This is a genomic window from Shewanella amazonensis SB2B (genome assembly GCF_000015245.1).
GTDB classification, from domain to species: Bacteria; Pseudomonadota; Gammaproteobacteria; order Enterobacterales; family Shewanellaceae; genus Shewanella; species Shewanella amazonensis.
Map to the genome: position 1 here is coordinate 2187741 of NC_008700.1, position 13195 is coordinate 2200935.

Below are 13195 nucleotides of genomic sequence, written 5' to 3' on the forward strand. Positions count from 1 at the left end.
AGATATGTCCAAGCAACCCTGTTTTCACTGTAACGAACCTGTCTTGACCGGCAGCCAATTCATCACCCAAATCGATGGCGTTGATCAGGTGATGTGCTGCCCAGGATGTCAGGCGGTTTCCCAGGCCATCGTCGATGCTGGCCTGCTTTCCTATTACAAATACCGCACCGAGCCCGGCAGTCGCCAAACGGCGTTGATCCCCGAAAGCCTGAATCATTTCAGCGCATACGATTTGCCAGAAGTACAGCAGGATTTCGTTCAGGAACGGGATGGCCGGGAAGAAGTCACGCTCAGCATCGATGGCATTACCTGCGCTGCCTGTGCCTGGCTGATTGAACATAAGCTACAAAAGCTTGACGGCGTCGAGCGTATTCAGGTGAACTCCACCACCCAGCGCGCGTTTATTCGCTGGCAACCGGCTTTGGTGAAATTAAGCTATATCCTGTCCGCCATCGGCAGCATAGGCTATAACGCCGCGCCCTTTCAGTTAGACGACCAGGAAGTCATCAGTAAACGTAACAGCCGCCGCTTTTTGCTCCGGTTGGGGCTGGCGGGTTTCGCCACCATGCAGGTGATGATGTTTGCCCTGGCACTTTATGCCGGCTACTTTACCGATTTGGAAACTGAGTTTCGTGATTATTTCCGCTGGGTCAGCATGATATTTGCGGCTCCTGTGGTGTTCTACTCGGCGCAACCATTCTATTTCAGCGCCATACGCGCCATCCTGAGTGGCAAGCTCAATATGGATGTATCCGTTTCCATTGCCATTTGCGGAGCCTATATCGCAAGTTGCGTCGCCACCATTCAGGGTACGGGTGAGGTCTATTTTGAATCTGTGTCCATGTTTACCTTTTTCTTGCTGCTTGGCCGCTATTTTGAGCAGAATGCCCGTCAAAAGGCTTCTGTCAGCTCAAGCAACTTGCATAAATTGGTGCCCCTCACTGCGTCACTCGTTACCGCGCAAGGAATAGAAGAAGTCCCTGCCAAGAAGCTTCAGGTCGGCGACATCATTTTGGTCAGCCCGGGTGACGTGGTCGCAGCCGATGGCAAGATAGTGGAAGGCATATCCGGCATTAATGAATCCATGCTTACCGGAGAGCAGCTGCCGATATCCAAGGCGCCGGGAGCAGAAGTGTTTGCAGGTACCATCAACCTGGAACAGCCCATCAGAGTGGAAGTCACCGCCATAGGCCAGGACCAGCTGGTTGCAGAAATTATCCGACTGCAGGAGCTTGCTTCCAACGCCAAACCGGCAATAGCACTGACGGCAGATAAGCTTGCGCGTTATTTCTCGGCCACCATACTGACCATTGCCGCCATGACCTATGTTGTGTGGCGTCAATTTGCACCCGAAGATGCCTTTTGGGTAACACTTTCTGTGTTGGTTGCGACCTGCCCTTGCGCACTAGCCCTTGCCACCCCTACCGCTGTGACCTGTGCAACCGGACTCTTTACCCGATTGGGGATCATTTCCCGTAATGGCAGTGTCTTTGAGAAACTTCCCAAGATAAAGACGGTGGTATTTGATAAGACAGGAACTCTCACCTGTGGCAGTTTCAGTTTTGGCGATATCAAACTGTTTGAGGGGTTGGAGAAATCCCGTGCACTGGCTATCGCTTCAGCGTTGGAGCAAGGATCCTTGCATCCCATCGCAAGATTGTTTGCCAGGATACCGACAAAACTCGAGGTCACCAGGCAACATCATCTGGTTGGGGCCGGCGTTGAGGGTATCATCGAAGGTATCCGTTATCTCATTGGCAGTGCCGAATACCTGAAGGTGCCATCAGAAATGATTTTTCCGGGGCAATGGGTGTATCTGGGTACCAGAAACAATGTGCTGGCGGCTTTTGAGATCCAGGACAAGCTGAGAGACGATGCCAAAGAGACCGTTGCCGCCCTGAAAGCAAAACACATCGAACTGCAGATAGCCAGCGGTGATACCTCGGCTCATCTGCAGCAGGTGGCATCAACGCTCGGTATAACCAAGGTAAATGGCGGTCTCAAGCCAAAAGGCAAGCTTGAGCTGGTCGAGTCCCTTCGGAGCAACAACACACTGGTTGCTATGTTCGGTGATGGCATTAATGATGCGCCCGTGCTCGCAGGTGCCGATTTATCGGTGGCCATGGGCAGTGGCAGCGCCATAGCCAAAAACAGTGCCGATCTTATTTTACTCGGTGACCACCTGCACCGATTTGTTGAAGCCATGAATATTGCGGTGAAAACCAACCAAATAATCAGGCAGAATCTTGCCTGGGCATTGGGGTACAATATGCTCATCTTACCCCTTGCCGTCACCGGCCATGTTGTACCCTATATCGCGGCCATAGGCATGTCTGCCAGTTCCCTGATTGTGGTGGGTAACAGCCTGAGGCTACTGAGGTTAAAACCATGAGTATCATCTACATCCTCATTCCCATTGCCATGTTGTTTGTGCTGATTGCAGTCGGGGTCTTTTTTTGGGCTGTCCGAACCGAACAATTCGACGATCTAGACCGCCAGGGCGCGTCAATCCTGTTTGAAGAAGAAACCCCTAAAGCGCCACTCTCTGGCAAGTCTTCTTCAAACAACAATGAAGCGGACAAGCGCTGATGGACTACAGCCTTTCAGGCGCCTTTTTGGTCGGATTGATGGGCGGAGTTCACTGCTTTGGCATGTGTGGCGGCCTGTTGGGTGCCTTTTCCAGCCAAATCCCAGCGCCGCCCCGTCATGAAAACCCCCTCGCCCATCGGCTCGGCTTCCTTTTGTCTTACAATAGCGGCCGTATCGCCAGCTACACTCTCGCTGGCGCCATCGCCGGTGGTGCCTCAGGCGGCTTAAGCCTGCTGTTTGATGCGGGCCATCTTACGCTGTTTCTGCGTTTTCTGGCCGGACTCATGATGATTCTTCTGGGGTTATACGTTGCCAAAATCTGGTCTGGTGTTGTGTTCATCGAAACGCTCGGCAAAGGACTGTGGCGTGTAATTCAGCCTTTTGGAAAACGCCTTCTGCCCATAGACACCCGCGCCAAAGCCGTTCTTGCTGGCAGCGTATGGGGCTGGTTGCCCTGCGGTTTGGTGTATTCCACCCTGACCTGGTCTGTCGCCAGTGCCAATCCACTGGATGGTGCCCTTATCATGCTGTTTTTCGGTCTGGGCACCTTGCCTGCACTCCTGAGTGTGGGCGTGGCGGCAAAGTCGCTGATGGGGTGGTTACAACGCCGTGCTGTTCGCTGGTTATCGGGTGCACTGCTCATAGCCTTTGGGATTCAAACCTTATATATTGGTGTCGCCCAGCTTGGCTAGCCCGGCAGGTGCAATTGAGTTAACATGTAGTTAATCAACAGGTTTGGGAACGAATAATGCCAATCGAACAAAACAAACATCGCCGCCCCGCCGCCACCGGTTGCACCATCCATTGCCACGATTGTAGTATGGGAACCCTATGTATTCCGTTCACGCTCAACGCCAACGAATTGGATCAATTGGATAATATTATTGAGCGTAAAAAGCCTATCCAGAAAGGCGAGCAAATTTTCAAATCCGGCGACTCTCTCAAATCTCTGTATGCCATTCGTTCCGGCACCATTAAAAGCTATACCATCACCGAACAGGGTGACGAGCAGATAACCGGTTTCCATCTTGCCGGTGATGTTATCGGTTTCGACGGTATTCATGCCAACACTCATCAAAGTTTTGCCCAGGCGCTTGAAACCTCCATGGTGTGCGAAATTCCCTTCAATACGCTGGACGAACTCTCAGGTTCCATGCCCAAGCTTCGCCAGCAGATCATGCGTTTAATGAGCAATGAAATTATGTCGGATCAGGAAATGATCCTGCTGCTCAGCAAGAAGAACGCTGAAGAGCGTCTGGCTGCATTTATCGCCAACCTTGCCACCCGCTATGGTAACCGCGGTTTTTCCCAGCGAGAGTTCCGTTTGACCATGACCCGCGGCGACATAGGTAATTATCTGGGGTTAACAGTAGAAACCATCAGCCGTTTGTTGGGGCGTTTCCAGAAATCCGAACTTATCGAAGTCAAAGGCAAGTACATCACCATCATTGACTTCGCTGGCTTGAATACGCTGGCAGGCAATGCCCGTATCGCAAGATAAAAGCAAGTCATTGATCTAAAACAATGCAGCATAGCCTGTCCGGTTCATTATGATAGATGAATGACAGCTAATCAGGAGGCCGCCATGAAGGAATATAAAAAGTTACTGGTCGTTGTTGACCCTACCAAAGACAAGCAGCCTGCTCTGGAGCGCGCTGTTGCGCTTGCCGAAAAGAACCAGGCCTCGATTACCGTTTTCCTGTCCATTTTTGATTTTTCCTACGAGATGACATCCATTTTGTCGGCTCACGAGCGTGAAGCCATGCGTAAAGGTGTTATCGACCAGCGTGTTGCCTGGCTTGGTGACCTGATTGCGCCTTTTATCCAGGATGGCATTGATATCCAAACCCAGGTTGTTTGGCACAACCGCCCGTTTGAAAGCATCATCAATTATGCCATTGAAGGTGGTTTTGACCTGATTGTGAAAGGCACTCACGAGCACGACAAACTCAAAGCCGTTATCTTCACCCCCACCGACTGGCACCTGATGCGTAAAGCACCTGTTCCCGTGTTGCTGGTGAAAGAGCACGACTGGCCTGTTGGGGGCAAAATCCTTTGTGCCGTAAACGTCGCAACGGAAGATCCAGAGCACCAGGCGCTTAACGGCAAAGTCATAGAGTACGCACAGAACCTGGCTGCTCAGTTTGATGCCAAAGTACATTTGGTCAACGGCTATCCAGGTACACCGGTCAACCTCGCCATCGAACTGCCTGACTTCGACGCCCACAGCTATAACGAGTCCATTCGCATGCAACATGAGCAGCGGGTGCAGTATCTGGCAACGAGTTATGGCATTCCTGTTGAGGCTTGCCATGTCAAAGAAGGCTTACCAGAAGACGTTATCCCCGAGCTTGCAGTGGATCTCGATGCAGAGCTGGTAATTTTAGGTACCGTCGGGCGTACCGGCCTCTCCGCCGCGCTTATCGGCAACACTGCCGAGCACGTCATCGACAGCCTTAACTGTGACCTGCTTGCCATCAAACCCGATGGATATAAATCACCGCTTCAGGAAGGCTAACGCTTTACCCTAAGCCGCTAAGCTGGAATAATACGCGCCCTGAAACCTAGGTTACCGGGCGCTTTTTTATGTCAGATGTAGTGCAAGACGAACTTTCCAAGAAACAAACTACCCGCCTCAACAAACTTCAAAAGCGACTTCGCCGCGAAGTTGGCAGCGCTATTGCTGATTACAACATGATTGAAGAAGGTGACAGAGTCATGTGCTGTCTGTCCGGTGGCAAAGACAGCTATGCCATGCTGGATATTCTGATCAATCTGCAGCAACGTGCCCCTGTTTCTTTTGAAATTGTGGCCGTTAACCTGGATCAGAAGCAGCCAGGCTTCCCTGAGCATGTGCTGCCTGCCTACCTTGAGACCCTGGGTGTGCCTTTTCATATTCTTGAGAAAGACACTTATTCCATCGTTAAAGACAAGATCCCGGAAGGCAAGACCACCTGTTCTTTGTGTTCACGCCTGCGTCGAGGCACCCTGTATGGATTTGCCCAGCGGATTGGTGCCACCAAAATTGCTTTGGGGCACCACAGGGACGACATTATTGAGACCCTGTTCCTGAACATGTTCTATGGCGGCAAAATGAAAGCCATGCCGCCCAAGCTGTTGTCGGACGATGGTGCCAACGTGGTTATCCGCCCCCTCGCCTATTGCCGCGAAAAAGACATTGCCGAGTATGCCGAGCTGAAGCAGTTCCCCATTATTCCCTGTAACCTCTGTGGATCTCAGGAAAACCTCAAGCGTGCTGCGGTAAAAGACATGCTTAAGCAGTGGGACCGTCAGCATCCTGGTCGTATTGAAACCATCTTTACTGCCATGCAGAATACTGCACCTTCCCAGGGCGTCGACCGCGAGCAATTCGACTTTGTCTCGCTCAAACAGGATCCCAACGCGGAATTTCGCGGTGATGTAGCAGAAGCTGATTTGCCCGCCTTTGACTTTATGGACACGGCAAACAGTGGTCATATCAATCTGGACGATGCCAGCAAACGTCAGGGCACCCGCATCGATGTGGTATCGACCTTTACCCCCTGATAGCTGACATTCCCTCCAAACTAACTGGGGAATGTGACATTAAAACACGCAAAAAAGCCCGCGTTAAGCGGGCTTTTTCATGGGACATCATCAGCAAATTCTATTGGTGCTATTTGGTTTGTGCGTACCAAGGGCTGACTATCTGTGGTGCGTCTGAGAAGCTAAGTTGAGAAATACCGTCCAGCTCTTCACTCGTCAGGATAAACGCTTTTGACAGTCGCTTTTCGCTACCATCCACCGTGGCTAACCGACCTTCTTGGGCAAACTCAAATCGAATCCCGTTTGAAGGGCGGGCAAAGTACTTCATTGGGAAGCCCTGCAAAGAGGCCTGCAAGCTGTCCATTTCCGATTTAAGTGCCGCAAGCATGTCGCCGGAATACTGCTTTTGGGGAACCCGCTCTCTTACTTGCAGGCTTAACCCACACGTTGACGCGTCGCCATCTGTTTCTATGTTAACCAGCGCCCTTGCCAGCTTTAAATCATCGTCAAAGGGCACAAACAACCGCTGGTCATCCGTAATGGTAAGCGGAAAGCGTTTAGACTCAGTGGTAATTTCGCCCTTCACTATCTTGCAGCCTTCTTTCATGGGCACCGAAAAGGTAAGTTCCGTTCTTGGGAAATCGCCCTTTTTAACCAGCTTCAATCTGTCATGAAATCCGCTGTACTCCAACGAAACGGTCGTGGCGAATGCCGGGGCCGACAGCATCAGACTGGACAGCAGACAGAGTTTGATTCTCGGGTTCATCTTGAGGTTCCAGGTAGACTTTATTGTGCCGCAGCATCTGCAGCAATTCATCGACGTAGGCTTCACGTCGCTCGGAATAATTGACCAGGCCATACACCAGTGCATCCGCCGCAGGTTCTATGCCCTTGGCTCGCTGCTCTGCACGAATGGCGCGAAAAAGTTTATAAGCCGAATGTGTATTCAGGTTATTGATATAAGAGGCAATGGCATCTTCCACCGTATTAAACACTGTCACTTCGTGACTCATGTCCTGGGCTCTGGCCGAAGGCACCATGCCGCAGCCCTTGGTGTAACACCACTGACCGAAAAGATTCAGTCCTTCACGGGCAAATCGCGAACTGCCCCACCCGCTCTCATTCGCGGCCTGCACCAGCACTAGCGATTCAGGAATTATATCGATGCGTTTTAGGAGGCTCTGTGCCAATTGTTTGGTCTGAGTGGTGTTCCACTCTGAGATTTGTTCTGATTCAAGTACGCCGAACTCAACGCCCAACGCAGCTAAACGACGCTGTTCCTTTGCTGATAGAGGCTTTCCAGCTTCGAGTTTCAGCATTATTTCACTGACAAAACGCCTTTTCTTCAGCGTAGCGCGATTGATGTCCTGCACTATCGGACGTAAAAATTCGAAAAATGCACTCTTTTTCTCACCCACGTCGGCGTAGGCGTCGAAATCAGGCAAGCGCGTTGTCTGTGAAAGCATAGGTAATACTCTCAAAGACTTACCTTTTTCCTCGAGGTCCGGGATCAGGCTGACTCTCAGAAGCAGAATCACCATGAAGCAGAGCGCGAAGGCAAGAATAAGTGTTGATATTTTTCCGGTTTTCAAATAGTTACTCTCATTGTGGCAGCGAGTCGCTGTTCGCGGACAAAATTATATGTGATCCTGTTCCCATCGCAAAATTTATGACTGTATAATCTGAGCGATTTGCCTAAACTGGTTGGCGTATGTAACCGACAAGGGGTGTCGGTGTTGTAAATGCATCAAGGAAGCTGATATGGACATATTGCAATTCAATGAATATCGTAAGGTCGTCGCAATCGGTGGTGGACACGGCCTTGGACGAGTGCTTTCCAGTCTTTCATTTCTTGGTCCCAGACTGACAGGCATTGTGGCGACCACGGATAACGGAGGCTCCACAGGTCGTCTGCGCGCACAGCACGACTGCATTGCCTGGGGCGATCTTCGTAACTGCCTGTCTCAGCTGGCTGATAGACCCTCTGTCGGCTCTTTGCTCTTTGAATATCGATTTGAAGGTGAGTCGGAGCTCGGTGGCCATAACCTTGGCAACCTCATCCTCTATGCCCTGGACCAGCTGTGTGTTCGTCCGTTGGACGCAGTGAATCTCATCCGTGGCATGCTGAAAATAGAATGTAAACTTATCCCCATGTCCGAACAACCTACGCACCTGGTTGCACTGGAGGCCTGCGGCAATAAGGTGTTTGGTGAATTGGATGTGGACAGGCTTGAGAGCCATCCAATTGCCCTGTCCCTGGAACCCCTGGTCGAGCCCACCAACGAGGCTTGCCTTGCCATCGAAGAAGCGGATTTGATTGTGCTCGGCCCGGGAAGCTTTTTGACGTCAACCTTACCGGCACTGCTCCTTCCCAAAGTCGCAGCATCAATTCGCCGAGCAAATGCCAAAGTGATTTTGATTGATAACCTCACCGCAGAGGTTTCCTCAGCCGCAAACCATTTAACGCTCAAGGAGCGTATCGAATGGTGTCATCAACTAATAGGTAAACCGGTTATTGACCGGGTTTTGTGTCACGCTGAACAGGAATTCACCGACGGCATCTGTCATTACCAGCCTCTTCGCAGCAAGCATCATCAAGGTTTGCATGATACTCAGGCGCTTGCCAAAGCCATTATGGCGCCTGTGGGTCGCAAACGTTTGATAGCCTAGCGACGAGAGGGGTTTGATTAAAAAAGGCTGCACCTGGCAGCCTTTTTTTTCACATCAATTTGTTTTGTAAAATCAGAGCACTGCTGCAATCGCGCTGCAAATAACCGGCATATTGGTTTTGGTCATGCCGGCAACGCTTATTCTGCCTGAACCCACAATGTACACACCATGTTCAGCTCTGAGGGCTTCCACCTGCGCCTTATTCAGTCCAGAGAAGCTGAACATCCCCATCTGACGGCTGATAAATGAAAAGTCCTGTGTTACACCGGCTGCTGCGAGACTCTCAACGAACAAAGTACGCATTTCGGCAATACGTTCGCGCATTTCTGCCAATTCTTGCTCCCATGCCGCTTTCAGTTCCGGGCGACTTAAAATCGTACTCACAATCAGTGCACCGTGAGCCGGTGGATTCGAATAATTGGCACGAATGGTACGTTTGACCTGACTGAATGCCACCTTGGCTTCCTCTGCCGTTGCAGCAACCAGAGTCACTGCACCAATGCGCTCGTTGTAGAGACCAAAGTTTTTGGAGAAAGAATTGGCAATAATCAGTTCTGGCACCATGGATGCGACCAAACGCAGACCTTCCGCGTCTTCTTCTATACCACGCCCAAAGCCCTGATAGGCAAAATCAAACAGTGGAACCAGACCTTTGGCTGCACAAAGCTCGCCCACCTTTTGCCATTGCTCGAGCGTCAAATCAATTCCGGTTGGGTTGTGACAGCAGCCGTGTAATAACACCAGATCTCCCTGATTGGCTGCTTCGAGTGACCTCAGCATGGCATCAAAGTCGATGTCATGGTTGGCTGCATCATAGTATCCGTATTCTTTTGTGGTGAGGCCTGCCGTTTCAAAAATGTTTTGATGGTTCGCCCAGGTTGGATTACTCACCCAGATCACCCGGCTTGGTGTGTTTCGTACCACAAACTCTGCCGCAACACGCAGCGCGCCGGTACCACCCGGAGCCTGTGCTGTCACCGCCCGTTCTTGGTTGGTGACTGTGTGGGTTGCACCAAAGAGCAGCTCCTGGACAACCTTGTTATACAAGGTTACGCCCTCAATCCCCAGATAGTTTTTGGTGTTCTCTTCAGCGAGCAGGATGGCTTCAGCTTGCTTCACCGACTTTAGTACCGGGGTCTGCCCTGCTTCGTCTTTATAGATCCCAACCCCAAGATTGACTTTATCGGTCCTGGGATCAGCCTTGAAGGCATCGGTCAGACCTAAAATCGGATCGGCGGGTGCGGGTACAACCTGGGAAAATATCATGGGATCTATCCTTTAGAATGGAAGTAATGAAAACCGCATATTTATAGCATTGCTGCTAATCGTAATGTAGCGCTGGCTAAAGATTCTCGATGAAAATCTTTAATAGATGAACATTCATCAAAAAATGCGATAAAAGTGTGATGATATTAGATTGGTGAAGCTGAGGTTTTTGGAGCTTTAAAGTGGAGGCGCGACCCGGAGTCGAACCGAGATCGACGGATTTGCAATCCGCAGCATAGCCATTCTGCCATCGCGCCTTATTGGTCCCTTGAGAAGCTGGAGCGACATATCGGGTTCGAACCGATGACCTATACCTTGGCAAGGTATCGCTCTACCAACTGAGCTAATGTCGCGTCTCTTGGGGTGACGGTGTTCCCGTCAGCGAGTTGCATTCTACCTTGTTACCCTTCTCAGTCAATGGCTTTTTTACTATTGTCAGTCCGTATGCTGCATTATTGTGCTACCCATAAAAAAGCCCGGCATAGCCGGGCTTTTACTGCGCTTTTTCGTTATTCAGACAGAGGCAGAGACTGGTGATTCAGACCCAGCATTTTCTGCATCACGCCTACTACCTGGCAGCTGTAACCAAACTCGTTGTCATACCAAACATACAGAATGGCACGCTTACCGTCAGCGATGGTGGCCTGTGAGTCCACTACACCGGCGTAACGAGAGCCAACCAGGTCGCTGGACACGATTTCAGTGGAGTTGGTGAAATCAATCTGGTTTTGCAGTGGTGAATGCAACGCGACGTCCAGCAGATAGTCGTTGATATCATCTTTGCTGGTTTCGCTGTTCAGGTTCAGGCTCAGAATGGCCATTGACACGTTTGGCGTCGGAACACGAATAGCGTTACCGGTCAAACGACCAGCCAGCACAGGCAGCGCCTTGGCAACGGCCTTGGCAGCACCGGTTTCAGTGATAACCATGTTCAGCGGGGCGCTGCGACCACGGCGATCGGCCTTATGGTAGTTATCAATCAGGTTCTGGTCGTTGGTATATGAGTGGATGGTTTCCACATGACCGTTTTCGATACCGTACTTATCGTTGATGGCCTTAAGCACCGGGGTGATGGCGTTGGTGGTGCAAGATGCGGCAGAGACGATAGTGTCTTCATCGAGAATATCGTTATCATTCACACCGAATACGATGTTCTTGATGTTACCTTTGGCAGGCGCAGTGAGCAGTACCTTGGCAGCTCCTGGGCTCTTCAGGTGCAGTCCAAGACCTGCTTCGTCTTTCCACACACCAGTGTTGTCTACAACCAACGCATCTTTAATACCATACTTGGTGTAATCCACTTCTTCCGGGCCGTTGGCATAGATGATTTGGATGTAGGTACCGTTGGCAATCAAGGCATTGTTTTCTTCATCGATTTCAACAGAACCGTTGAAAGGACCATGAACTGAATCACGGCGCAACAGGCTTGCACGCTTCTCCAGATCGCCAGCACGGCCGCCACGGATAACGATGGCACGCAGACGCAGTTTGTTGCTGCGGCCAGTACGTTCAATCAGCAGACGCGCCAACAGACGGCCAATACGACCGAAACCGTAAAGAACCACGTCTCTTGGTTCTACTTCATCAGCGTGATCAATGGCGCTGGCAAGTTCTGAGGCCATATAGGCTTCTATTTCGCTGGCGTCGCTGTGGTTACGCCAGTAGTTAACGGCGAGTTTGCCGATATCAACTTTACACTGCTTCACTGCCAGCTTGCTCAGCACCTCAATAAAGGGGAAGCTTTCGCGCAAACGCAGTTTGTCACCCACGTGGCGACGCACCAGACGGTGAGCCTTGATAATATCAATGGTAGAGGCGTTCAGCAGAGGCTTGCCATAGACAACAACTTCTACACCTTGGTTGCGATACAGTTTACCCAGCAGAGGTTGCATGGCCTCGGCCAGTTCAAATCTTTCTTGCCAGCTTTGCAGGTGTTTATCAGCACTCATGTACAGGTCCTTTATCTCACTTTTCTATATTTATTTACAGAAAGGTTTGAGTAACAAACAGAAACGACCATAATCAGTTTTATCCGGGACCCAGGTCCCATTTCAGGTCGGCGCTATTGTAATGAAACTTCCACCGCCTTGCCAGAAAGATATTTTCGCTAAGTTTGTAATTTTATTAGAGAAAACACAGTGAAAAGTCATAGACAACGACCTTTTTTTGTAATGTTTACATCATTTGCATTTGTCACCGGTGCTTTTGTGCTTTTTGGCTGTGATAATGGCCGAAACTCAGACACGATCTGTAAAAATAATCCTGAACTTTGCGAAGACCTGCATAAAGACAGTTGGTGCCGATATGAGAAAGGGGACCTTATCCGCCAGCGTTTCATCCTGAAAACTACCCCCAACCCCACAGGTAAACAAATTTACGACCAGCTCAGATTTCTCGAGGTGTATTCAAAATGCATTGAGTTGGCTTCAGGGGTACAACACAAGGTTAACGTTCAGCGCACCAATGACAGACTACGCGCCTTTGGTATAAGTGTGCAGAACCTGGAAGAATTACAGGAATCCACCAAGGGCAGCCAAGATCCTTACCTCGCCTACTACCACTGGTCCCGACTCGACGACGCGAAAAGTCTTGCCGTGCTCATCAAAGCCGAAAAGGAAGGACAGATTTCTGATCCGGAGCTTTTATCCAAGCTGGCGATTTACTACCTGAAGACTGACGCCGCCCGAGCCAAAAAACTGTACCTTGATGTGCTGGGCATGGTCGATGCAGACCATCTTGATCCGGACTGGTTACTTGGGCTTGCCACAGCCTCACGCACTCTCGGCGATTTAGACGGCAGTTACCTTTACTCCAGGGCCAACATAGCGCTGACCAAGCAAAGCGTTAATGAGGCGCAAATGCTGGCGCTGCTGACGGGCGATAAGACCAAGGCGGCCATGCTTGATAGCGAAGCAGAACAGTTGGCCAAAGCGGTCAGTTCCGGAAATTTTGCCGGTAGTGCGATTGAGAAACGCCTGAGGGCCGAGATAGATACAGAACGGGCAAAAATCGAGCCAGTCGCTCCTTTAGCACAGGATTGACTGCCCTGATTTTTCAAAAAGCGAGACCGATGTAAAAATATAACGATTCTTGAGGTGAAAAACGGGTTAAAACTGGGATTTAACTTGACGAAATCGAACAATTT

12 protein-coding genes and 2 tRNA genes are annotated in these 13195 nt (G+C 50.5%); 8 read left to right on the forward strand and 6 right to left on the reverse strand.

Features of this window, described 5'->3' with window-relative positions; translation table 11 throughout:
• Positions 1-4: 4 nt before the first annotated feature.
• From SAMA_RS09365 to ttcA, 6 genes are all read left to right on the forward strand, one after another.
• On the forward strand, positions 5-2392 hold the full coding sequence (locus SAMA_RS09365; protein WP_011759909.1) for a heavy metal translocating P-type ATPase: 2388 nt from the start codon (positions 5-7) through the stop codon (positions 2390-2392).
• Entirely contained in the window at positions 2389-2589 is a 201-nt protein-coding gene (gene ccoS, locus SAMA_RS09370; RefSeq protein WP_011759910.1) for a cbb3-type cytochrome oxidase assembly protein CcoS, read from the forward strand. Before SAMA_RS09365 ends, ccoS begins: the two co-directional genes overlap by 4 nt.
• Positions 2586-3281 carry a sulfite exporter TauE/SafE family protein gene (locus SAMA_RS09375; RefSeq protein ID WP_041409781.1) on the forward strand — a complete coding sequence of 232 codons (696 nt, stop codon included), beginning with the start codon at positions 2586-2588 and terminating at the stop codon, positions 3279-3281. Before ccoS ends, SAMA_RS09375 begins: the two co-directional genes overlap by 4 nt.
• Positions 3282-3337: 56 nt before the next feature.
• Positions 3338-4090, forward strand: coding sequence for an electron transport transcriptional regulator EtrA (gene etrA / locus SAMA_RS09380; protein WP_011759912.1), 753 nt, complete (start codon positions 3338-3340; stop codon positions 4088-4090).
• Between the two features lie 84 nt (positions 4091-4174).
• Positions 4175-5107, forward strand: a complete 933-nt coding sequence (gene uspE / locus SAMA_RS09385) for a universal stress protein UspE (protein WP_011759913.1) — start codon at positions 4175-4177, stop codon at positions 5105-5107.
• A gap of 68 nt (positions 5108-5175) precedes the next feature.
• Positions 5176-6135, forward strand: coding sequence for a tRNA 2-thiocytidine(32) synthetase TtcA (gene ttcA, locus SAMA_RS09390; RefSeq protein WP_011759914.1), 960 nt, complete (start codon positions 5176-5178; stop codon positions 6133-6135).
• A gap of 109 nt (positions 6136-6244) precedes the next feature.
• On the opposite strand, the gene SAMA_RS09395 is transcribed toward ttcA, so the two are convergent.
• Positions 6245-6778 (reverse strand): DUF2987 domain-containing protein, encoded by a 534-nt coding sequence (locus SAMA_RS09395; RefSeq protein WP_232280481.1) that lies wholly within the window; start codon positions 6776-6778, stop codon positions 6245-6247.
• A gap of 4 nt (positions 6779-6782) precedes the next feature.
• Positions 6783-7706, reverse strand: coding sequence for a glucosaminidase domain-containing protein (locus SAMA_RS09400; protein WP_157608322.1), 924 nt, complete (start codon positions 7704-7706; stop codon positions 6783-6785).
• A gap of 169 nt (positions 7707-7875) precedes the next feature.
• On the opposite strand from SAMA_RS09400, the gene yvcK reads away from it, so the two are divergent.
• Positions 7876-8784 carry a uridine diphosphate-N-acetylglucosamine-binding protein YvcK gene (yvcK, locus tag SAMA_RS09405; RefSeq protein ID WP_011759917.1) on the forward strand — a complete coding sequence of 303 codons (909 nt, stop codon included), beginning with the start codon at positions 7876-7878 and terminating at the stop codon, positions 8782-8784.
• Between the two features lie 72 nt (positions 8785-8856).
• Here the strand turns inward: yvcK and SAMA_RS09410 are convergent, their stop codons facing one another.
• The 4 genes from SAMA_RS09410 to SAMA_RS09425 form a co-directional block, all read right to left on the reverse strand.
• On the reverse strand, positions 8857-10050 hold the full coding sequence (locus tag SAMA_RS09410) for an amino acid aminotransferase (protein ID WP_011759918.1): 1194 nt from the start codon (positions 10048-10050) through the stop codon (positions 8857-8859).
• Between the two features lie 183 nt (positions 10051-10233).
• Positions 10234-10307: transfer RNA gene (locus SAMA_RS09415), tRNA-Cys, on the reverse strand.
• A gap of 20 nt (positions 10308-10327) precedes the next feature.
• Positions 10328-10403, reverse strand: a tRNA-Gly gene (locus tag SAMA_RS09420).
• A 156-nt stretch (positions 10404-10559) separates the two neighbouring features.
• A complete protein-coding gene (locus tag SAMA_RS09425) occupies positions 10560-11999 on the reverse strand; it encodes a glyceraldehyde-3-phosphate dehydrogenase (RefSeq protein WP_011759919.1) in 1440 nt (479 codons plus the stop codon).
• A 222-nt stretch (positions 12000-12221) separates the two neighbouring features.
• Between SAMA_RS09425 and SAMA_RS09430 the strand changes: the two genes are divergently transcribed.
• Positions 12222-13091, forward strand: a complete 870-nt coding sequence (locus tag SAMA_RS09430) for a DUF2989 domain-containing protein (protein WP_011759920.1) — start codon at positions 12222-12224, stop codon at positions 13089-13091.
• The last annotated feature ends 104 nt before the right edge of the window (positions 13092-13195 follow it).